Below are 22459 nucleotides of genomic sequence, written 5' to 3' on the forward strand. Positions count from 1 at the left end.
CAAGTCACAGCTGGTCCATAGGAAAGCTATTTAGCGTCGGATTGGTAACGGGGGGTGTTCCAAAGGAACTGCCTTGCAAGTAATCCCTAGTGGATAGGTGAAGCATTGTGAAGTTGAAGCAACTTGTCGGAGGGGTGACCGTCGCCGGAGCGCTGAGCGCTGCAGCCCTGGGGATGAGCGCCGGATTTGCCAACGCTGCTCCCGGAGCGCCACAGCCTCCAGGGAACCACGGCGGGGCGGCGCCTGGTGGCGGCCACGCACCCACTGGTCCTAACGATCCGGGTGGTCCGGGCGGACCGGGTGGTCCCGGTGGACCTGGCGATCATCCTGGCGGCCCCGGCGGACCCGGCGATCACCCTGGCGGCCCCGGCGGACCCGGCGATCACCCAGGTGGCCCCGGCGGGCCCGGCGATCACCCTGGCGGCCCCGGCGGACCCGGCGATCACCCAGGTGGCTCGGGCGGACCCGGCGGACCCGGTGATCACCCCGGTGGCCCCAACGGATTCGGTGGACCGGATCCTCACCCCGGTGGCCCGTGGCACGGCGACGCCCAGCGCGGTTACTTCCGCGGGGCACCGTGGGGCGATGGGCCTGGCCCCTGGGGGGCGGGTGCCCCGCCGCGGCCGGCATGGGATCGACCGCTCCCCCCGCCCGGTGGGCGCTGGGACTACGGCCCGATCAACTACTGGGGCTACCAGGAAACGCCCATCTGGGATCCCGGTTTCAACCAGTGGGGTTTCTGGCTCTTCGGAGTGTGGATCCCGCTGTGATCGATTAGCTGACAAGACACCCGCTTCGCCAATCGGCGAAGCGGGCGTCTTGCTTGTATGCGCTGGCGCCGAGCGGCTTTCACGCCCGGCGCTGTCTCTAGCTTTTCGTGCCGACAGTCAACAGGTCCGACACGAGCGCCGTCCACACCGGTCGCGGGATCCGGTGTTGATCCGTGATGACGAACCCGGCATCTTCGAACAACGTCCGCATCTCAGGCGCGGAGGTGTTGTGCTGCGGCTTCCACCGAGAGTTCGTGGAAGACTGCAGCCGGGGCTGCCGCGTGCTCAGCGCCGAAACGGCCACCAGGCCGCCCGGAGCCAACACACGATGGAACTCGCGTAATGCGGCCGGCTGATCAAAGAAGTGGAAGGCCGAGGTCGTAACGACCGCGTCGAGGGCCCCGTCGTCAAACGGAAGCCGCTCGGCCGGGCCGCGCATCCACTGCACCCGATCCGATCTTGCCCGAGCCTGGCCGAGCATGCCGTCGGACATATCGACGCCGTAGATTTCATCGGGCTGCAGTTCACGCTGAATTCGATCGCTCAAATACCTGTGCCGCAGGCTATATCAGCGATCTTGCGTGCACCGTGGTTGCGCAGCTGGGCTATCACCTCGTTATGCGGAGGTCGATAAACCCACCGTTGCAAGAAGGGCAGGTCGTACGCCGGCGCGAGGAAACTCCACATCCGCGTGACGGCGTCGTTGAGCCCTCGTCGCTGCGGTGCTGTCATTTGCTCAGCACCGAGCTGTAGTAATTAGTGTCGGCCATCGACACCGAGTCATTGGTCTGTGGAATCGCATCAAGACCGGAGTCGGCCAGCAGCTCACTCATCCGAATGCCGTCCGACTGCCACCCGAGGTTGTCCAGATACACGGCGACGTCATTGCGCTCGCCCTGGTAGCCGAGCTCGCCGAATTCCAGGTCGAAGCCATGCTCCCGCCATTTGGCGGTGGCCCTGCTCATCATCTCGTGCGCTTTCTCGGTGTCTACTTCTGACATGTCCGGAATAGCTTCGCACGCCAGCCGGCTGCCGTCAGCGCTGAGTGCGGTGATGTCGTCCAGCAGACGATCTTGCGCTTCTGGCGGCAGATACCCGAAGAGTCCCTCCGCGATCCATGCCGTGGGCTGACTCTTGTCAAAACCGGCTGCCGCCAGAGCCTTTGGCCAGTCGTTGCGCAGATCGACGGGGACCGTGCGCAGCTCGGCCTGCGGGGCCGCGCCCAGCTTGGCCAGCGTGGCGGCCTTGAATTCGATCACCTGCGGCTGGTCGATTTCGAAGACGGTCATATCGGCCGGCCAAGCCAACCGGTAGGCGCGCGCGTCCAAACCCGAAGCCAGAATCACGGCCTGCCGGATACCGGCCTGCGTCGCAGTGTCAAAGAACGAGTCGAAGAATCGGGTCCGGGCGGCCATGGCGGCGGGCATGTGTCCGAGCTTCCAGCCCGAATCGTGGTCGTCGACGTCGGCGGCTACCAGGTCGCCTGAGACCCAGCGAGTGAAGAAGTCCACCCCGACGGCACGCACCAGCGGCTCGGCGAAACGGTCTTCGATCAGCGGGTTGTCGGCGTTGGTCGCGATCGCTCGCGCGGCTGCGACCATCGTCGCGGTCGCGCCCACACTGGTCGCCAGATCCCAGGTGTCATTGTCTGTGCGTGGCATGCGGCTGTTGTCCCCCTTGGAATCACAGTTTACTTAGCCCACATAACGACCGGCGGCCACGTGAAGTTCCCGTGGTCCGCCTCTCAGTTAGTCCGGCAGGTTGCCGCAGCTAGATGAGCTTTCTGGTGCGGCCCGCGGCTTTCGAGCAAGGCGGGCGGTGCGGCAATTAACTCGAGCGACGTGCCAGATGGCGAAGCAATGAGCCCGTTGACAGCCCGTGTCTTCAGTCGATGACCAATTCGAAGACCGGGATGAGCCGGTCGGTGCGTTGCTGGTACTCCCCGAACCCGGGGGCGCGCTCGACCACCACCGGATAGACCGAATCCCTTTCGTCACGCGGCAATTCTCGTGCCGTCGCGGGCTTCGCTGGCTCCGACCCGATCTCGACAGACACGCGAGGGTTGGCGCGAATGTTGTGCACCCAGGCAGGGTGGTTGTCCCGGCCCGCCGCGGAGCCAACTACATAAATTTTGCCGTCGATATCGAAGTAGGCGACCGGATTGACCCGTTGTGCGCCGCTTCGCGCACCGGTCGAAGTCAGCAGCAGCAGCGGGAAGCCCTCGAATTGCCCGCCCACTTCGCCGCCATTGCGGCGAAACTCTTCGATATTCTGCTCGTTGAATTCCCGTTCCGAGCTCAGCGCGTCGTCAGCCATTACGCCATCGTGGCACGCGGTACGGCTGTGGGCCAAGGCTCGCTGGACTTCGACTGTGCCGCATGAATTTTCGGCCCTCACCAACCTCTAGCGGACTACGCCGGCGGGACCGACGATGCTATTGCTGCCGCCCGGGTTGCTGGTTGGTGGCGCCGCCCGCCCGGCCCTTGCTGCCGGGTGATGTGGTTGCCCGAGCCGGTGGTCTTGATGATGGCGACCGTCTGCAATTTCACCGTGTTGGCAGAACCGCTGACATCCACCTCACCGCACGAGCCGGTCAAAGTGACATTGGAGTCGATGCTCACGACATTGATCAGAGACTGGTTGCCGCAGTCATAGATGACGGTCGAAACGCTCTTGTCGAATTTTCGGGTGCGACGTCGAGGGGCGCGGCCAGCGTCCCCCGGCGAAGCGACCACAGCCGGGGGCGGGGCCGCTACCCGGCCCATCAGCACGACGCCCGTCGCACCAGCCGCTCGGCGGATCGTCGCCCGGCGCCGCGCCAGCCACCACGACGAGCATCCTCGTCGTGGTCGCGGTCAGCCGAGTCATCATCCCGGACATATTGATTCAGTCTTTGGAAACTAAGACATCGGGAGGCGTCAACGCTAGCGCGTCCGCGTCGCCCGTGTGAACCCGACAACGTTCGAGGCAACGACTATTCAAGGCGGGTCAAAATACTGGTCGTAACGCGTCAGCGCTGGCTTTGGCGGGGCGTCCTGACGCCGCGATCAACTTACGAGCAAAATCATCTCGCGGCAAACGTGGTGCTTTTACTGTGTCACTGCCCCGCTGTGGGCGGTGCGGGTTCGATGGTGGTCAGTTCGGTGAGACCGCTGACCCTGAGGACGGGCATCAAAATAGGGTGCGCGATCAGCTCGATGCGATCGGCGTGAGCGGCCAAGGCGTTGATGGCCGCGCTGTCGAGGTACTCAACCGCGCTGAGGTCGACAAGCAACGCTCCGTCCCCGCCGGTGGCCTCGGTCGCGGCGTTGGTCAAGGCCCGGCTGAACGCATCGATATTGCTCAGGTCGATTTCGCCCTCGGCGACCAGCACGTATTTCCCGTCGCTGCCGCGCCCGGTGTCCAGCGTGAGCGGGGTGGTCATCAGGTGATCCTCGTGGATAGGTGGACGGTGGTGCCGTCGGTATCGAGCCGTATGTCGACGTCGTGCATGAGGCTTCGCATCAGGGGAATGCCCCGACCGCGGTGCGGGTACGAAGCCGGTTGCGGAGCCTTCCACGAGCCAGTGTCGGTGATGGTCAACTGGATCTCGTCGCCGAGTGTGACCGCTCCCAGGCGAATCGTGCCCTGCGGTCTATGACGATGACCGTGCTCGATTGCGTTGGCGACGGCTTCCCCAGCGGCGACGAGCACGTTCAGGGCTTGATCGGGGGCTACCCGGACCCGGGTCAGCCAGTTGCGTAAGGCAGTACGGGTGGGCGCGAGCTGGCTGACGTCGGCGGGAAACTTCAGCTCCAATGGGGCCGGGTGGCGGTAGAGCAGCAGCACAACGTCGTCCTGGTACCCGCCGAGCGGCGCGACGCGGGACATGACGTGGTTCGCCAGGTCCTCCAGGGTCAATGCGCGGGAATCCTGCGCAACGGCCGCGACGCGGGAGATGCCATGGTCGAGCGAAATGCGGCGACGTTCGACCAGACCGTCGGTGTAGAGCACCAGCGTCGAACGTGCCGGGATGGTCACGCGGGCTTCGGGGCGAATCCAGTCTCCTCGTATCCCCAAAGCGATGGTGTGGCCATCGTCGAGGATCTGGGTGCTGCCGTCTCCGTGCACCAGGATGGGCGGCGGATGACCGGCACTCGAGTACACCAGCTCACCGGTCTCGGGGGTAAGCACCGCGCAGACCGCGGTGGTGCATTGGGCGCCGGGGAGCCGCGCGGCAAACCGGTCCATTCCCGCGAGAGCTGCAGCAGGACTTAAGTTTTCGAACAGCAACGCGCGGCAGGCACTGCGCACCTGGCCCATTACAGTAGCTGCGGCGAGGCCATGGCCGACGCAGTCGCCGACGATCAATGCGATGCGTCCGTCGTCCAGATCGACGATGTCGTACCAGTCACCGCCCACCTGGAGGGGCCGCGTCGCGGCCTGATAGCGCACCGCGAAACCCTTCGGCAGATCGGCGGGACCCAGGATCGCGTGCTGCAGCGCCAGCGCGGTCTCGCGCTGCTGATCGACCTGGTGCACCCGCTGCAAACCCTGGCCGAGGCGCCCGGCCAGCACGGTGAGCAAGGTTTGGTCCTCAAGGGTGAACGGACGCTGCGCGGTCAAGTCCATCCAGACGACGAGCACGCCTTCGGGGTGCTGCAGCGCAATGCCCGCCGTTCCGGGCTGCGCCGCACTTGGGGTGAGTAGGTCGCCGTCGCGCAAAGCGCTGAGCGCCTTTTGGATGTGCGGCGGCAGATCGTCCCACTGCGCGGGCTCGCCCACCGACACCACCCGCGGTGCGCCGAAGGCGGATTCGGTCGAGGGACTCTGCGTGGGGAAGGTGACAGCCAGAACCCGGCGCGCCCGCCATAGCCGGCGCAGTTCCTCGGCGGCGGCTTCCACCGCGTGATCGACGGTGTCGGCTTCGGCCAGTTCCTGGTTGAGCGCGTGTTCGCGGCCGGCCGCCAGCGCCAAGGCTATCGCCGCGTGCCGGGCGAAGTCACTGACCAGGTCGAGGTAATCGTTGCCGAACACCGGCTGGTGCGGGTCGCGGGCCACGGCGATGACCCCAAGCACCGCGTCATCCGCAATCAGCGGCATGACGATCGCGGAACGTTCACCGACATCGGTGAAGCCCTCGATCGGGTATTGGAAGGAATCGGTGATCAACGGCAGGCCCCGGCGGGCCACGCCGCCGGTGGTCGAGCCGTCCATGGGAACTTGTCGACCGATCACCTCCGAGGAGTACCGGCCCGCAGTCGCGGCGACGACCAGAGTGTCGACCAGTTCGACGGGCACTTCGGGTTCCTTGGGGACGAGCAGGATGGCCTGTTCGGCGCCCGCCAGCTCCAGTGCCCGGTTCACGATGAGCTGCAGCGGCCCCGTCTGCGGGTCGCCGGACAGCAGTGCGGTCGTGATCTCGCGGCTGGCCTTCGTCCATTTCGCCGATTCACGTTCTCGCTCGAAGAGTCGGGCGTTGTCGATGGCGGCAGCCGCCGCCGTGGCCATGGCGCGTACGGCGCCTTCCTGCGAGTCGGAGAAGGTTCGACCGGGCCGGTCGTCGGCCAGGTAGAGGGTGCCGAAGTTGGCCGCCCGCACGGTAATCGGGATGCCGAGGAGCGCATGCATCGGCGGTTCATGTCCGGCCAGCCCGGCGGTATGGGGATGGGTGCTCAGATCGTCGACGCGCAGACCATCGCCCACCGGAAGGTCGCCGAGCCGCCGCGCAGTGTCAACATCGATTCCCGCATGTACGAATGAAACGAGCGCCCCGTCGGAGGCGCGGATTCCCAGGGCCGCGTAGCGGGCACCGGTCAGCTCCATCGCGGCTTGCAGGACTCGATGCAGCGTCACGTCCAGGTCCAGATCGGAGCCGATCTCGACGATGACCCGCACAAGTTGTTCCATCTGGTCGCGCGCCGCCACCAGCTCGTCAAGCTGATCATGCATCCGGCTCACCAGCTCGCGCCGGCCCTGCCAAGTGAAGGCCGACTCGCTCTGGTCGCTGTCCATAGCTACCAACGTAAACGGTCGGGTGACCGCGAATGTCGGTAGCTCGATGGGTTCAGCACCACACCATCCGTTTTAGCTACGAATGGACGAGTTCCGGCATCAGTAGCTGGCCGACATCCGCCGAGGTCACGGGAGGTTGCGCGTGCTCGCCGAACTGCAGGCAGGGGGCCTTTACTCGATCTTGACCAGGTATTGAATTGTGCCGCCGAAGATTGCTGACGTGAGTACGCTTTCATCGGTGGAACTGGGGGTTTTGGGGCCTCTCCAGGTCCGGCAAGGCGGAGCATCCATCGTCATACCGGGCGCGAAACCGCGCGCCATCCTCACGATGCTCGGACTGCACAGCGGTTCCGTCGTGCCGGCCGACACCCTCGTCGAGCTGCTCTGGGGCCAGGATCCGCCGCGCACCGCCGCCAAGGCCCTGCAGACCCACATCTCTTCGTTGCGTCGCACCCTCGGCGACGGGTTTGTGGTGACCCAGGGGGCGGGCTGGATTCTCGCCGCGAGCGAGGTCGATGCCGCGCGCTACAAATCGGCGGCCCGGCTGGGACGCGATGCCGCCGCCGCGGGCGACACCAGCCAAGCGCTGGCCCGCTTCGAGGAAGCCCTTGCTCTCTGGCGCGGAACCCCCGAGCTGCCCGATGGCCGACGCGGAACGTCCGAGAAGACGCGATGGGTGGAGAGCCACGCCGCGCTGGTCGAGGACCGGGCCGACGCACTGCTGGCTACCGGTCGTGCCGCGGAAGTCATCGGTGATCTCGAGGGCGCGGTGGCTGACGCTCCGCTGCGGGAGAGGCGATGGGGCCAGCTGATGCTCGCCCTATACCGCGCCGGTCGCCAAGGTGAGGCCCTCGGCGCTTATCAACGGGCTCGGTCAATGCTTGCCGACGACCTGGGGGTGGACCCCGGGCCGGAACTTCGCCGGCTCGAGGCTGCGATCGTCACACAGGACGCCTCGCTGGATATCGCTGTCGCACAAAACGCTCCGTCGGTGACGCGCGCCGTGACATTCCTGCTTACCGACATCGAGGGGTCGACGGCCGCGTGGGAGGCGGATGCCGATGCCATGGCGGTGGCGCTGGCCCGCCACGATGAGCTGGTCGAACAGGTCGTCACGTCACGTGGCGGTCGGCTCATCAAGACGCGCGGGGAGGGTGACGCGACGTTTTCGGTCTTCGACCGTCCTTCTGCCGGCGTCGCGGCGGCGATCGAGTTGCAGGATGCGATTGCTCACGAGCCGTGGGTGTCGCGGGACCCCATCCGTGTCCGCATGGCGCTGCATACCGGCGAGGTCGAGTTGCGCGACGGCGACTACTTCGGCCGGGCAGTCAACCGGGTTGCGCGTTTGAGGTCCCTTGCCGAGGGTGGCCAAATCTTGTGCTCGGGTGCGACCGCCGAGCTCGTCATCGACTCGCTGGCCGACGACGTCATCCTCACCGACCTGGGAATGCGTCAGCTAAAAAACCTCGCTCGGCCCGAGCATGTTTTCGAGTTGCGGCTGGAGACCGGTGCCGACCAACCGGAATCGGCGACCAGCGACGTCCCGATGGAGCGGCCCAACTTTCCCGCCGTACTCGTCGGCCCGGGGCCGTTCGTCGGGCGTGGCCGTGAGCTCGAAGGGCTGCTTTCGGCGTGGCAGACCGCGCTCGGCGGCGGCGTGCGCGCCGTGCTGATTGCCGGCGAACCCGGTGTCGGCAAGACGCGTCTGGCGGGTGAATGGTCTCAGCAGGCCTACGAGCAAGGGGCAGTCGTGCTGTACGGCCGTTGCGACGAAGATCTCGGAGTCCCCTATCAGCCGTTCGCCGAAGCGCTACGTTCGCTTGCGCCGTGCGTGGGTGCTGACCGGCTGAGAGGGTTGCGCGGCGTCGAAGCGTTGCTGTCGCTCGTGCCCGGCCTGGCCGATATCCTTCCCGACCTTACGTCGCCGGCACGCGCCGATCCCGACACCGAGCGCTACGCATTGTTTGATGCCGTCGTCGCGCTGTTGGAAATCGCCTCCAAGAGTGCGCCGGTCGTGATGATCGTCGACGACTTGCACTGGGCCGCCAAACCGACGCTGCTCCTGTTGCGGCATCTGCTGCGATTCGGCGACCACGCCCGCGTCCAGATCGTCGGCACCTACCGCAGCACCGACCTCGACCGGTCTCACCCCCTCGCAGCGACACTCGCCGACCTGCACCGCGACGGGACAGCCGACCGGCTTACGCTCAGCGGACTCGACGAGGACGACGTGACGGCCTACGTCGCAGAGGCGGGCTACGACGACGAGGAACTCGCCCACGCGTTGGCCTCAGTCACAGGCGGCAATCCATTCTTCCTCATCGAGGCCCTGCGCCATGTCGATGAGAGCGGCGGTGTTTGGGACCAGAGCACCTTGCCCCAGGGCGTGCGGGAAGCGGTGAGCCGCAGGCTTTCTCGACTCGCCACCGACACCAACAAAGCCCTTGCCGCGGCCGCGGTTGTCGGCAGCCGGTTCGCCCTGGAGCTGGTCGAGCAGGTGGTCGGGAGCGACCTGATCGACGCGTTCGACGAAGCACGCCAAGCCGGCATAGTCATCGAAGAGCCCGGCGGGTACTACCGCTTCAACCACGCCATCGTCCGACAGTCACTGCTGGCCGAGCTGGCGTCGGTGCGGCGCATGCGATTGCACCAGCGCATCGCCACGACACTCGAGGCGCTGCCTGGCGTCGACGACGAGCTGCTTGGCGAACTGGCGTATCACTATTTCGAATGCGCCTGGGCGGGCAATGCAGCCAAGGCGGCCTTGTACTGCCGCCGTGCCGCCGACCAGGCGATGGCGCGCCTCGCTTACGAGGGCGCCGCTGACCTCTACCACCGCGCCCTGCACGCGCTCGAGGACATCGACGACGAGCTTCCCGACCGCGACGACCAAACCGTTGAACTATTGGTTGCGCGCTGCGAGGCTCTGCTTGCCGCGGGTGACGTGGCCTCCGCCGTCGGCGCGGTATCTCAATTGCAAGCCGCGGCAGTGAATTCGGCGCGGCTAGCGGCGTGGGCGACGTGCTTCGACGGCCAACTGTCGATGTGGACTCACCCCGAGCGACTGGACGAAGTTGAAGCCGCCTTGGGTGCTGCCGCCGCCAAACTGGCCGAACTGGACGACGCCGCCGGGGAAGCCAAGGCGCACACCGTTCGCGCCGGGTGCCTAAACCGTCTTGGGCGAATCGGCGACTGCGAAGTTGCCCTGGACGATGCGCTCACGGCGGCGCGACGGGCGCGGGAACACCGACGGGTGAACGCGGTGTTGGCGGGCGCTCCGCTCGCGGCACTGTGGGGCCCCAATCCGGTTCCGCGCGCGGGCGGAAGGTGCCTTGACGTGGTCCGGCTGCTTCGCATCACCACCGACTCCCCCGCCGTCGAGGCCACCTCGACACGATGCCAGGCCGTACTGGAGGCGTTTCGGGGCCGCACGGCCGCGGCTCGGCGGATGATCGACTCGGCCCGCCGCACACTCTCCGAACTCGGCCTGCGCCACGCGCTGCTGGAAGTTGAGCAGTTCGCCGGCATCGTCGAACTCATCGGTAATGATGCCGCTGCGGCGGAGTCACATCTGCGCAAGGCCTACAACGGCTTTCGTCGCATGGGCCTGGATGCCGACACCGCCGAGACCGCCGCCCTTTTAGGCCGCGCATGTCTTGCTCTCGACCGAGAGGTTGAGGCGGCCGAATTGTGCACGGAGAGTGAGCGTCTCGCGGGTCACGCTCTGAAGGCATCAATCGCCTGGCGGACGCTTCGGGCACACCTGCTGAGGCGCGACAATGAATTCGACGCGGCTCGACGTGTCGCCCAAGAAGCGGTCAGTCTGGCCGAACGCACTGACGCCCTAGTCGATCACGGCGACGCATGCCTAACACTGGCGATGGTTTTAGGTGCCGCCGGCGACTTGGCGGGAGCGCGCGCCGCCGCCGCGCAAGCGGTCGATTTGTATGAGCGAAAAGGCGCCGCGGCGCTCGCGGACATGGCACGCGCGATTCTTGGCGAGCCAGCTGAGCCGCTTACCCCGGCTCCTCCCAAGGTGCCCATTGTCGAGCTGGACAGCGAATGCGTGCGAGTGGGTGAACGGGTGATGGCCGCTGTTCATCGCAAGGACTGGGATGAGTTCGAGCGGCTGTTCGCCCCGAATGTCTCGATCGAAAATCGGCGGAGGATCGTCGGCGTCGGCTTCCCATCCGACGCGGCGCGACGTGAGATGAGGCGTGAGCTCGAAGCCGACGCCACGCGTGTCGACTATGTCATGATCGCCGCGCGAGGCGAGCGGCTGGCTCTGTCTCGATTGATCACGAGCGCTGTCGACGAGAGCCCCGGAGCGCCGCACGACGAGCTGCTCCAGCTATACGCCATTGACGAGAATGGTCAAGTCGTGCGACAGGTGTGGTTCGACGTCGAAGACATGGAAGCCGCGATGGCCGAACTCGACGCGGCCTACGCGCGACTCGAGCACGAGCATTCGCAAACGCGTCACCTGGAGAATGCCGCGACGCACGCATACGAGCGCCTGCACGCGTATTTCAGAGCCCGCGACTGGGGCGCGATAACCGAGCTCCTCACCGACGACTACTGCGGCGACGATCGTCGTTCGGTGGTAGGTTCCGGGATCCGACGCGGCCCGAATGCTGCGATCGAAGACTACCGATCGGCCGCCGAAATACAGGTGACGGATGCGAGTTCGGAGACCATTGCAATCCGTGGGGCGCGCCTGGCCCTCACCCGTGCCCGCTACGCGCGAAGCAACTTGGAATCGGAGACATTCCGCGTCGACTTCCTCCAAATCGTCGAGCTCGACGCCGACGACCGGATCGCGGCGATGGCCGCGTTCGACCTCGACGACTTCGATGCTGCCATCGCCGAGCTCGATGCCCGGTATATCGCTGGCGAAGCGGAGGCGCACGCGCACACGTGGTCGGTGATCACGTCAACGTACGCCTCGATCAGGCGGCACGAATTCCCCGCGCTGACACCGGATTGCGCGACAATGGACCATCGGAAGACAACCGCGTTTGCGCCCGGTGAGCTTCCCGCATACATCCGTGCCAGGTGGGACATCGGGCAAGAGATCCGACCGTACGTCGCAGTTGTACACCGGTTGACCGATCTCGGAGCGGTCTGCAGCGCTGCGTCGCATGGCGTTTCGCATGAGGGCTTCGACGCCGAATGGCGGCACCTTGCCCTTTCGACGGTCCAGGGCGACATGGTCAACCGCTGCGAGATGTTCGACGAGGACGAACTCGACTCCGCGATCGCAAGATTCGAACAGCTCGCGCGACCGCGATTGGAAAACACGGCCGCGCGCGTATTCGAGCACGTCTGGTCACATTTCGCGGCTCAGGACTGGGAAGCCACGGCTCAAACGGTCGCAGACAACTATGTCGGAATCGATCACCGACGAATCGTCAGTGCCGAAACCCAGCACGGTCGAGATGAAGTGATCAGAGACCTGCAGGCGGCTGCGGAAGTCGGATTCAGCATCTCGATGGTGGGTGCCATTGCGATCCGCGGAGAACGTCTGGTCCTCGCACGAAGTCGCGCGTCCGGCCGCGACCCCAAGGCGATCCAAAACGATGCGCTCCACGTAGTCGAGGTCGACGCCGACAAGCGAATCGCGGCCGTCATCTCGTACGACCCCGAAGACATCGAAGTCGCCATCGCCGAGCTCGAATCTCGATACCTCATTGGCGAAGCGGCCGTCCACGCGCGCACGTGGTCCGCCGTTGCGGGTAGTTACGCCGCGCTCAATAAGCACGAATTGCCGTTGACCACGCCGGACTGCGTCAACGTCGACCACCGACGGGAGACCGCCTTTGGGCCCGGCGATGTGAATGCATACACCCGCGTGGGGTGGGACTCCGCGCAAACTACCAACCTCTACGTCGAGCGAGTGCATCGACTGTGCGACACCGGAGCAATGGTCACCTATGCGGCGCACGAAACCTCGCAAGAGGGCTTGCGTGCGGAGTGGCGCGGCATCGCCGTTTTCACGCTCAATGGCGACATGATCAACCGCACTGAGGTTTTCGACGAATCGGACCTCGATGCCGCGATCGTGCAGTTCGAGCAGCTGACCCGACCGGCGCCGCAACTGGAAAATGCGGCAAGCCGGGTGTACAAGCGGTTCCAGGAGTGGTTCGCAGCACGCGACTGGGCAGCTCTCGCTGAAGGACTGGCCGAAGAGGTTTCCCACGACGATCGCCGGCGGGTCGTAGGTATGGGATTGCGACACGGCCGGGACGCCCTGATTGCCGAGGCGCGGGCCCTTGTGGCGATCGGCGTTACGAACGCAACCTCGGATGTCATCGCTATCCGCGGTCAGCGCCTTGTCTTCAGCCGGATTCGGACGTGGGGCCGCGATCAGCGTCCCGAGGCGTTCCACACTGATGCCCTCGAGATTGTCGAAATCGACGCGGACGAGCGGATCGTGGCACGCGTGGTGTTCGACGTCGAGGATTTCGACGCCGCCGTCGCCGAACTAGAAGAGCGCTACCTCGCCGGGGAGGCAGCTGCCCATTTCCAGACGTGGTCGCTTGTGACAAAGGCTTTCGTGGAGCTGAATGAGCGGAGAATCCCTGCGACGACGCCCGATTGGGCGAACATCGACAACCGACGACTCGCACCGATCGGCGCAGGTGATCTGGGCGCCTATCTCCATGCTGCTTGGGAGCTTTCGCCGCAGTCCCGAATCTACGCCGCGGCCGTGCATCGGCTGAGCAGCATCGGCGCGGTGCTCACCCATATGGCAATCGGTACCTCACCGGACGGGTTCGACGCTGAGTGGGGGCTGATCGACGTTCTGATATTTGACAGCGACCGGATCAGCCGCACAGAGCTTTTCGACGAGTCGGACCTTGACAGCGCCCTCGCGAGGTTCGATGAGCTGCATCCGGGCGCGCGAAAACTGGAAAATAGATCAAGCCAAATCAGCGACCGATTCCTGGCGTACTTCGCGGCACGCAACTGGGCTGCGATGGCCGAGATGATCGCGGACGACTTTTCGAGTGACGATCGTCGTCGCGTGGTGGGGGCGGGCGTCCAAGTAGGTCGAGATGTCGATCTCGAAAATATGCGGGCTTGGGCCGACGTCGGCATCGCGAACATCACGTCAGAAGTAATCGCAACCCGTGGTGAGCGCCTCTTCCTCGGTCGCACCCGCTTCTTTGGCCCCGAGCAAGGACCTAACGCATTCCACAGCGAGGTGCTTGGTCTCGTCGAGATCGATAACGAAGACCGAATCGCATTCCGAGTCGTGTTCGACGTCGATGATTTCGATGGCGCCACCGCAGAACTAAACGCCCGGTACATCGCAGGCGAAGCAGCCACATACTCACATTCATGGTCGGTGATCACCCGGGCCTACGCCGTACTCAATCGACGTGAGCACCCGCTGACGACAGCCGATTGGACGAACATCGATCATCGGCGAGGAGTGTCGTTTGCCCCAGGTGAAACGTCTACGCTCATCACCAATTGGGACGCCACGCATGACTTAAACAATTTCGTCGAGGCGGTCCATCGGCTGAACGACTTCGGCGCTGTGGTCACCTCTGTGACGCACGAAACCTCGGATGAGGGCTTCCACGCCGAGTGGCGAGTGGTCAGCGTGCTGACGATCGCAGGCGACCTAATCGACCGACTGGAAGTCTTCGATGAGTCGGACCTATCGGCTGCCCTCGCCCGCTTCGGGGCAATCCAGGCGCCGGCGCAACACCCGGAAAATGCGGCAAGCCGGCTTTATGAGCAATTCAAGGCGTGCTACGCGGCTCGCGACTTTGAAGCGATGGCCGACATGTTGGCCGACAACGTCTGCACCGATGACCGTCGCCGAGTAGTCAATGCCGGCCTTCGAGAGGGTAAAGACGCTGTAGTTACAGAGATTTCGGCGATGGCCGCGCTCGACACTGGCCTGATGACGGACGTGATCGCGACGCGAGGAGCGCGCCTGGTTCTCAGTCGTGCTCAAATGTCAGGCTCAGACCAAGGATCCGATGGATTCTACGTGGTCGGTCTCGACATCCTGGAGCTCGACGCCGATGGCCGCGCCGTTGCGCGAATCGTGTTCGACCTGAACGACATGGACGCGGCGTTTGACGAACTCGATGCCCGATACGTCGCTGGCGAGGCCGCCCCCCATTCACATACGTGGTCGGTGGTGGCAGGCGTGCACGCGACATTCAACCGGCATGAATTTCCCCCGGCGGACTGGGTGACCATCGACCATCGGCGAGGAACACCATTCGCTTCCAGCGACATGACTTCGGCCATTCACACGCTCTTCGATCTCACGCCCGACTTTAGGGTGCATATCGAAAGGGTGCATCAACTCAGCAGTTTCGGTGCGGTGATCACCAACTATGCACACGGATCCTCGCCCGACGGCCTGGATGTCGACTGGCGCATGGTGATGCTTCTCGTTGTCGATGGCGACCGACTCACCCGTTGCGAGGTATTCGACGAGACAGACTCGGACGCAGCGGTCGAGCGGCTCGAAGAGCTCAGCAGGCAGCCATCCCGCCTGGAAAATGACGCAACCCGGGCAATCGAACAATTCTTGGCGCACTTCGCGGCCCGCGAGTGGGATGCCATGGCGCTCTTGATCCATGACGATTTTTGCTCGGACGACCGCCGTCGAGGCATAAACGCTGGAATCAGACGGGGCCGCGAGGTCGAGATGGCAAACTGGCGTGCCACTGCCGAGGTTTGGATGTCTGATGCGCGGGCGGCGGTACTTGCGACCCGCGGAGAGCGCCTTGCGCTCTTCCGATTCACCTTCGCAAGCCAAGATTCGCTTCCCGCAGCATTCCAAGCGGCGGCACTTTCCGTCGTGCAGGTCAACGGCGAGAACCAATGTGCTGCTGTGGTCATCTTCGACCAGGACGACTTTGAGAAGGCTTTTGAGGAACTCGAAACACGTTACCTGGGAAGGGAAGCGGCCACCCACAGGCGTACATGGTCGACTCTGTTGCGAAGTTTCGCCGCGTTCAACGAACACAGGCTTCCCTCGACGACGTCAGGTTGGGTGAATCTTGACCACCGGAGAGGCCGAGCGTTTTCGCCGGGCGAACTGGTTCCGTACATCCATGCCACGTGGCAGGTGATGCCGCAAGCCAAGATCTACGTCGCGGCGGTGCATGGGCTGAGCGAACTCGGGGCGGTCGTCACCCAGTCGACGCATGGGACGTCGCCGGAGGGCTTTGACGCCGAGTGGCTCGAGGTGACCCTCCTGACGCTGGACGGTGACCTGATCAACCGCATCGAGGTTTTCGACGAGGCAGATCTCGATGCCGCGCTGGCACGCTTCGATGCACTCAGCCCTCAGCCTGCACGGCTGAACAATGCGTTGCAGGAACGGTTTCTGATGCATTTCAGGGCCCGCGATTGGGACGCAATTGCCCACGGCTTCGCCGAGGACTACTACTGCGACGACCGCCGTCGAGTCGTGAATGCCGGAATCAGACATGGTCGCGATGCCGCAATCGAAGATCTGCAGGTGGCCGCCGATATCGGCTTGATGACAACCGTCGCGGCGGACATCGTTGCCACCCGGGGCGAGCGGCTATTCATCACCCGCTTTGCAGCTTCAGGCCCAGACCACCCGGCAAAGCAACTCGACGTCCTGCAGATCATTGAGCACAACGCCGATGAACAGATTTCAGCATCCGTCCTGTTCGACGTTGACGAGATGGACGCTGCGTTCGAAGAACTCGACGCCCGGTACGCTGCCAGTCAGCCGAGCGCTCAGGCGCACGTATGGTCGCTTATGGTGCAGACCTACGTGACGCTGAATCGGCACGAGATACCGTCAACCACCGCAGACTTCGTCAACGTCGACCACCGGCGCGGGATAACATTCGAGGCGGGCAACCTGGTCTCTTACGTCCATGCCACGTGGGACGTCGCGCCGGACCTCGAACTGCGCATCGAAACGGTGCACCGACTGACCAGCACTGGATCAGTCATCACGCATACGGCGCGTGGAACGTCCCAAGAGGGCTTCGCTGCGGAGTGGCGAGAGACGGTCCTTTTCACGTTCGAGGGCGACCTCGTCAATCGCTGCGAGATGTTCGACGAGGCGGCCGTCGATGCGGCGCTAGCCCGATTTGACGAATTACAACCGCAGGTGCGACACCTGGCAAACGCCGCGACGCGTGTGTACGAAAATCTGCTGGCGTACTACGCGGCGCGCGACTGGTCTGCGGTGACCGAGATTGTGTCTGCGGATCTCGACAGTGACGATCGCCGCCCCGTGGTCGGGGGCGGAACCCGGAACGGCCGGGATGCTCTGCTCGAAGACTTACGTGCCGTCGCCGCAGTGGGATTCGCGAGTGCGACGTCAGACGCCATCGCCACTCGAGGTGCGCGCGTCGCGCTGACCCGTGCCTGCTACTCGCGCAATTACGACGAACAAGACGAGTCCTATGTCGATTACCTGCAAATAGTTGAGATCGACACGGACACACGAATCACCGCCCTGGTCGCGTTCGCCGCTGAAGACATTGACGCCGCCTTTGAGGAACTCGAAACTCGCTACCTGGCCGGCGAAGCGGCCGCGCACGCCCGCACGTGGTCGGCGATCGTAGAAAGCTACGCTGCGCTCAGTAGGGGCGAACATCCGCCGACAACAACAGATTTCGTCGATATCGATCACCGGCGAGGTGCAGCGATGGCGCCCGGCGAGCTGATCAAATTCCTCCGTAGCGCGTTGGAACAGACGCCCAACTTGACCATTCGTATCGCAGCGGTGCATCGGTTGAACCAGCGAGGCGCCGTCGTCACTCACGCGGCGAGTGGAACGTCGCCCGAGGGCTTCGAAGCCGAGTGGCGAGAGGTCAGCATTTTGACGGTTGGTGGCGACAGGCTCAACTGCATCGAGGTCTTCGACGCGGTGGACCTCGACGCCGCGTTCGCGAGGTTCGACGAGCTCACCGGCAAAGATCAGCCAAAGTGACGGCGCCACCATCTCAACCTCTCTATCTGCTGGCGGACAGTCAGCCGCTGTTTTGGAAACGTGACGACAGACTGCTGCTCGAATACGCCCTCGATGGGTTGGCGCACAATGCACCGCTGACCGCGGCCTATATCGGCGTCTCCAACGGCGATCGTCTCGAGTTCTACGAAATCTTCGAAGCGGCAATGGATGCCGTGGGGATCACCGAGCGTCGCATGATCGATTCGTCGTTCGGCCCGGACGATCGCGCGTTCCTCGACGGTGCCCGGTTGATCGTCCTTGCGGGCGGCGATGTGTGGCTCGGCTGGAAAACATTCGAGGCAACTGGCATGAAAGACGTGATCCTGAGCCGGCACGCCAAAGGGGCGGTGCTACTGGGTATTTCGGCCGGGGCTGTACAGCTCGGGCGCTATGGGATTGTCGAGGCGCCGGACACCCAGGCGATGGAGCTGCTCGAGGTGTTCGATCTCGTCCCTTTCGTCATCGACGCGCACGACGAGCGAGCCGAATGGGCTCGCCTAACACGGGCGATTCAGACGCTGAAGGTATCGGTAGCGGGGCTCGGAATCCCTACCGGCGGTGGTGTTATTGCGCACGGGGATGGCGCCATCGAGGCCCTGCGTCGCCCAGCCCACAGATTGACCTTCGACAGCGCTCGCGGGCTGCAGTCAGAATTGATCCCACCGATCACCGAGTAGACGTATTGCCTCGTCGTCGCGGCGTGCGGTGCGCCTCGAGGACATCGGCATTGGCGAGCGCCTGCGCCTGAGCGGCCAATGTCGATGCCCTGTTGGCATACGCGATTGCGTCGGTGTCGTTCCCCGTTTCCGTGCCGTGTGCAGCGGCCAGATGCCGTTTCGCCTCGTCGAGCCGCGCCTGGGCCTCGGATCCGATGTTGGAGCGATATCTGGCTACGTAGTCGGAGATTTGACGCACCCTCGTGTCCGCGGTGGACAACGCCTGCTGCGCAGGATGATCGCCCCCGCCAATGTCCAAAGGCCCACCACTCCGGGCGGCGCGCCGGCGGCGGCGTGCACGCCACAGCATCAGCAAGAGCAGGAATGCGAGGATAAGCACGACCACGACGACGCCGATCGCGATCAGCGGCCACAGCGGCTTCGACGAGCTCGGCGGCTTAGACGAGCTGGTCGACTTATTCAACCCGTCGGCCGCGGCGATCGCCGCACCGCTCCAGTCTTTAGCGCCCAGTACCGGTTCGATCTGGGTGGTCCGCAGTTTGTTCGATTCGGCGGCTGCAAGGATCTGCGGCGGCACGCTGAACGCGTCCGCCGTGGTGTTGGTGGCCACGGCGAGCAGTGCGTCGTGGTCGCCCATTCCGCTGGCCCTGCGGGTTCGATCGACCCAGTTGTCAGGTTTGAACCTGGAGAAGTTGTCGACGTAGACCACCCACAGCTGAATGTGGCGGTCGCGGTTGAGCCGGTCGATGGCGGCGCTGACGGTTGCCCGGTCAGAACCCGTCAACACCCCGGTGTTGTCAGTGATGTGATCGGTGAGCTTGGAGGGCGGCTGCGCGTCGGCGGGGCTTGCCCAAAGCAGCGCCGCTGTGAGGATCGTGAGGACGACGCCGAACAGGCGAAAAACCCGCATACGGGTAATCTAGCCGTCAATTTGCGTAGGCGCGGGCGTAGCTTGAACCCCCAGTCGGCGGATTCAGCATCCGTCGTTCGAACGCCGGTGACCAGCAGAATCCGTGCGCCTGCTATCCCGGAATGATCTCCGTGCGTACTGGACACCCTATGGTTAAGCGCGTAACCTCTGTCGCGCGACGACAGCATTTCCCGAGTGAAGGGCCATGAGGAACTTTGAGTGACACCATTGCGGTCTTCAATCCGTCCACCGAGGAACAGATCGCGGAGGTCCCCGATTCGGACCAGGCGGCAGTCGACGCGGCGGTGGCCCGGGCCCGCGAGACCTTCGAGTCGGGCGTGTGGCGCAAAGCCCCCGCTTCACACCGCGCAAACGTCCTCTTCCGCGCTGCGCGCATCATCGAGGAACGTACTGAGGAGCTCGCCGCGCTCGAAGCCCAAGACAACGGCATGAACACGACCGCCGCGCGGCACATCATTCCGGTGTCGGTGGACATGCTGAAGTACTACGCCGGCTGGGTCGGCAAGATTCACGGCGAGTCGGCCAATCTCGTGTCCGACGGCCTGCTCGGCACCTGGGAGACCTACCACACCTTCACCCAGCTCGAGCCGGTCGGCGTCGTCGGCCTCATCATCCCTTGGAACGGGCCGTTTTTCGTCGCGATGCTCAAGGTCGCGCCCGCGCTCGCTGCGGGGTGCAGCGCGGTTCTCAAACCCGCCGAGGAGACGCCGCTCACCGCGCTGAAATTGGAAGAGATCTTCCGCGAGGCCGGTCTGCCCGACGGTGTCCTGAACGTCATCACCGGCTATGGCGAGACCACGGGTGCCGCGCTTACCGCGCATCCGGATGTCGACAAGATCTCCTTCACCGGGTCGACGGAGGTCGGACGGCTGATCGTGAAGGCGGCCGCGGGCAATCTCAAGCGACTTACGCTCGAGCTCGGCGGCAAATCACCGCTGATCATGTTCGACGACGCCAACCTCGACAAGGCGATCATGGGGGCCGGCATGGGTCTGCTCGCCGGCTCGGGCCAGAACTGCTCGTGTACCTCGCGTATATATGTCCAGCGCGGCATCTACGACAAGGTGGTCGAGGGCCTCGCCGGATTCGCGCAGATGCTGCCGATGGGCGGCAGCGATGACCCCGATTCGGTTCTGGGACCGCTGATCAGCGACAAGCAACGCAAACGCGTGGAAGGCATCGTCAACGACGGCGTCGCCGGCGGCGCGCAGGTGATCACCGGCGGCAAGCCGATGGACCGCAAGGGCTACTTCTACGAGGCGACGATCATCACCAACACCACGCCGGACATGCGGTTGATCAAGGAGGAGATCTTCGGCCCGGTCGGCTGCGTGATCCCGTTCGACGACGAGGACGAGGTGATCGCCGCCGCGAACGACACGCACTACGGGCTCGCCGGCTCCATCTGGACCGAGAACCTCTCTCGCGCCCACCGTGTCGTGAATGAGCTTCGCGCAGGGCAGATTTGGGTCAACTCCTCGCTTGCGGCGGACCCGTCGATGCCGATCAGCGGTCACAAGCAGTCGGGGTGGGGGGGCGAGCGCGGCCGCAAGGGTATCGAGGCCTACTTCAATACCAAAGCGGTCTACATCGGCCTCTGATCGGCGAGCAGTGCGGTGACAGCCGCCGGGTCTTTGTAGTACACGTCGAGGTCGACGATCTTTTCGTGGCGTAGCGCACTATAAATTGATTTCCCGGCCGGGAAGGAATCTTTGCGAAGTGTAGACCGCGGTCGAGCGGTTGACATGACGCAAAGGTCTATCGTTGAGCCCTCACCTCGCGCGATTGTTGACGACGGTTTACACCACGCCATTCGCGCACCGCTGCGATCGCTGTCTTGAGCCCGCGGCGACGCCCTGTCACTCGGTCCGTCCCGGCGAAACCGGGCTCGAGCTGAGCGAACATCCGCTCGCTGCGGGTTTCGGGTGCGTCATCGGCGGTGTCGCGCAAATATCTGTTCGGCAACGACAGCTTGGCGATGGTGCGCCACGTCTTGCCATACTGCAGCGCAAACGAACCTGTGGTGTAAGGCAAGTCGTACTTGGCGCACAAAGCGCGCACCCGTGTCGAGACCTCGTGCAGACGGTTGCTCGGCAGATCGGGAAACAAGTGGTGTTCGATTTGGTAACACAGATTGCCGCTCATGAACCGCAGCACCGGCCCGGATTCGAAGTTGGCGCTGCCCAGCATCTGCCGCAGATACCACTGGCCTTTGGTTTCGCCGATCATGTCGGTCTTGGTGAATTTCTCTGCGCCATCAGGGAAATGCCCACAGAAGATCACCGCGTTGGCCCAGACATTACGGACGACGTTGGCCACCACGTTGGCCTTCAGCGTCGACTTGTATGTCGCCGCCGGTGACAGCGAGGTGAGCGCTGGCAGCGCGACGTAATCCTTCAACAGCTGGCCGCCGACCTTGACGGAGTACTCCCGCGTCTGTTCGATGGTGAAGTCGCGCTCTGGGCCAGGCTTCAGCATCTTTTCAAAATCGATGGTCTGCAAGCCAATTCCCCACTCAAAACCCAGCGCGAGGAGCGTATTGAACAGCAGGTTGCCTAGATTGTACGGCTTCCAAGGCTGGTCACGGGTGACTCGCAGGATGAAGTAGCCCACATCGTCATCCATGTCGAGAATGTTCGTGTACTTGTGGTGCTTCACGTTGTGGGCCGAAACCCAGTGTTTGGAAACAGCGTTCATGTCCCACTCCCAGTTCGTGGAGTGGATCTCGGGATCGTTCATCCAGTTCCACTGGCCGTGCATGACGTTGTGACCGATCTCCATGTTCTCGATGATCTTGGCTGAACTGAGAGTGATGACTCCGGCCCACCAAGTCCAACGTTTCGAGCTGCCGGCCAATATGAGTCGGCCCGCTGCCTCGAGGGCACGTTGCACGGCGATGGTGCGGCGGATGTAGCGGGCATCGCGTTCGCCGAGTGAATCCTCGACGTCCTGGCGGATCGCATCCAGCTCAATGGCCAAACTCTCGATGTCGGTATCGGTTAAGTGGGCGAAGGCCGGAACGTCAGTAATCGCCATGGTTTCCTCCCCGTGGGTCTCCCCTGCGTCAGGACCTCAGCGTTGATATGCACCGGCATGTGTCGATCGCCGG

11 protein-coding genes and 1 pseudogene are annotated in these 22459 nt (G+C 64.2%); 4 read left to right on the plus strand and 8 right to left on the minus strand.

What is annotated here, in order from left to right:
• The first annotated feature begins 107 nt into the window (after window positions 1-107).
• Complete coding sequence (locus A5753_RS24780) at window positions 108-770, plus strand: chitin-binding protein (protein ID WP_082971200.1); 663 nt, start codon at window positions 108-110, stop codon at window positions 768-770.
• A gap of 97 nt (window positions 771-867) precedes the next feature.
• On the opposite strand, the pseudogene A5753_RS07410 reads toward A5753_RS24780, so the two are convergent.
• From A5753_RS07410 to A5753_RS07430, 6 genes and pseudogenes are all read right to left on the minus strand, one after another.
• Window positions 868-1502 (minus strand): annotated as a pseudogene (locus A5753_RS07410) (class I SAM-dependent methyltransferase).
• A complete protein-coding gene (locus tag A5753_RS07415; RefSeq protein WP_067125113.1) occupies window positions 1499-2431 on the minus strand; it encodes an SAM-dependent methyltransferase in 933 nt (310 codons plus the stop codon). The pseudogene A5753_RS07410 and the gene A5753_RS07415 overlap by 4 nt, the downstream one beginning before the upstream one ends.
• Before the next feature lie 223 nt (window positions 2432-2654).
• Window positions 2655-3086, minus strand: coding sequence for a nitroreductase family deazaflavin-dependent oxidoreductase (locus A5753_RS07420; protein ID WP_067125115.1), 432 nt, complete (start codon window positions 3084-3086; stop codon window positions 2655-2657).
• A 95-nt stretch (window positions 3087-3181) separates the two neighbouring features.
• On the minus strand, window positions 3182-3391 hold the full coding sequence (locus tag A5753_RS24530) for a DUF3060 domain-containing protein (RefSeq protein ID WP_197694614.1): 210 nt from the start codon (window positions 3389-3391) through the stop codon (window positions 3182-3184).
• A 476-nt stretch (window positions 3392-3867) separates the two neighbouring features.
• On the minus strand, window positions 3868-4194 hold the full coding sequence (locus A5753_RS07425; protein WP_067125118.1) for an STAS domain-containing protein: 327 nt from the start codon (window positions 4192-4194) through the stop codon (window positions 3868-3870).
• Window positions 4194-6764: a SpoIIE family protein phosphatase gene (locus A5753_RS07430; protein WP_067125121.1), complete on the minus strand. Its 2571-nt coding sequence runs from the start codon at window positions 6762-6764 to the stop codon at window positions 4194-4196. Before A5753_RS07430 ends, A5753_RS07425 begins: the two co-directional genes overlap by 1 nt.
• Window positions 6765-7092: 328 nt before the next feature.
• Between A5753_RS07430 and A5753_RS07435 the strand changes: the two genes are divergently transcribed.
• Window positions 7093-17721, plus strand: a complete 10629-nt coding sequence (locus A5753_RS07435) for a BTAD domain-containing putative transcriptional regulator (RefSeq protein ID WP_231990028.1) — start codon at window positions 7093-7095, stop codon at window positions 17719-17721.
• Window positions 17718-18419 carry a Type 1 glutamine amidotransferase-like domain-containing protein gene (locus A5753_RS07440; protein WP_067125133.1) on the plus strand — a complete coding sequence of 234 codons (702 nt, stop codon included), beginning with the start codon at window positions 17718-17720 and terminating at the stop codon, window positions 18417-18419. The genes A5753_RS07435 and A5753_RS07440 overlap by 4 nt, the downstream gene beginning before the upstream one ends.
• Here the strand turns inward: A5753_RS07440 and A5753_RS07445 are convergent.
• Window positions 18409-19329, minus strand: coding sequence for a YgcG family protein (locus A5753_RS07445; protein ID WP_067125146.1), 921 nt, complete (start codon window positions 19327-19329; stop codon window positions 18409-18411). The two genes, A5753_RS07440 and A5753_RS07445, sit on opposite strands and share 11 nt — an antisense overlap.
• Window positions 19330-19544: 215 nt before the next feature.
• On the opposite strand from A5753_RS07445, the gene A5753_RS07450 reads away from it, so the two are divergent.
• A complete protein-coding gene (locus tag A5753_RS07450) occupies window positions 19545-20951 on the plus strand; it encodes an aldehyde dehydrogenase family protein (protein WP_067125162.1) in 1407 nt (468 codons plus the stop codon).
• Between the two features lie 157 nt (window positions 20952-21108).
• On the opposite strand, the gene A5753_RS07455 is transcribed toward A5753_RS07450, so the two are convergent.
• Window positions 21109-22386, minus strand: a complete 1278-nt coding sequence (locus tag A5753_RS07455; protein WP_067125167.1) for a fatty acid desaturase — start codon at window positions 22384-22386, stop codon at window positions 21109-21111.
• Window positions 22387-22459 lie beyond the last annotated feature (73 nt).

This window comes from Mycobacterium sp. 852002-51971_SCH5477799-a (assembly GCF_001667145.1).
Classification (GTDB): domain Bacteria; phylum Actinomycetota; class Actinomycetes; order Mycobacteriales; family Mycobacteriaceae; genus Mycobacterium.

What these genes read in the sequence shown, in the direction of transcription:
- A5753_RS07415 (WP_067125113.1), bottom strand. Translation starts at nt 2,431, where the DNA reads ATGCCACGCACAGACAATGACACCTGGGATCTGGCGACCAGTGTGGGC.
- A5753_RS07420 (WP_067125115.1), bottom strand. Translation starts at nt 3,086, where the DNA reads ATGGCTGACGACGCGCTGAGCTCGGAACGGGAATTCAACGAGCAGAAT.
- A5753_RS07425 (WP_067125118.1), bottom strand. Translation starts at nt 4,194, where the DNA reads ATGACCACCCCGCTCACGCTGGACACCGGGCGCGGCAGCGACGGGAAA.
- A5753_RS07430 (WP_067125121.1), bottom strand. Translation starts at nt 6,764, where the DNA reads ATGGACAGCGACCAGAGCGAGTCGGCCTTCACTTGGCAGGGCCGGCGC.
- A5753_RS07435 (WP_231990028.1), top strand. Translation starts at nt 7,093, where the DNA reads ATGCTCGGACTGCACAGCGGTTCCGTCGTGCCGGCCGACACCCTCGTC.
- A5753_RS07445 (WP_067125146.1), bottom strand. Translation starts at nt 19,329, where the DNA reads ATGCGGGTTTTTCGCCTGTTCGGCGTCGTCCTCACGATCCTCACAGCG.
- A5753_RS07455 (WP_067125167.1), bottom strand. Translation starts at nt 22,386, where the DNA reads ATGGCGATTACTGACGTTCCGGCCTTCGCCCACTTAACCGATACCGAC.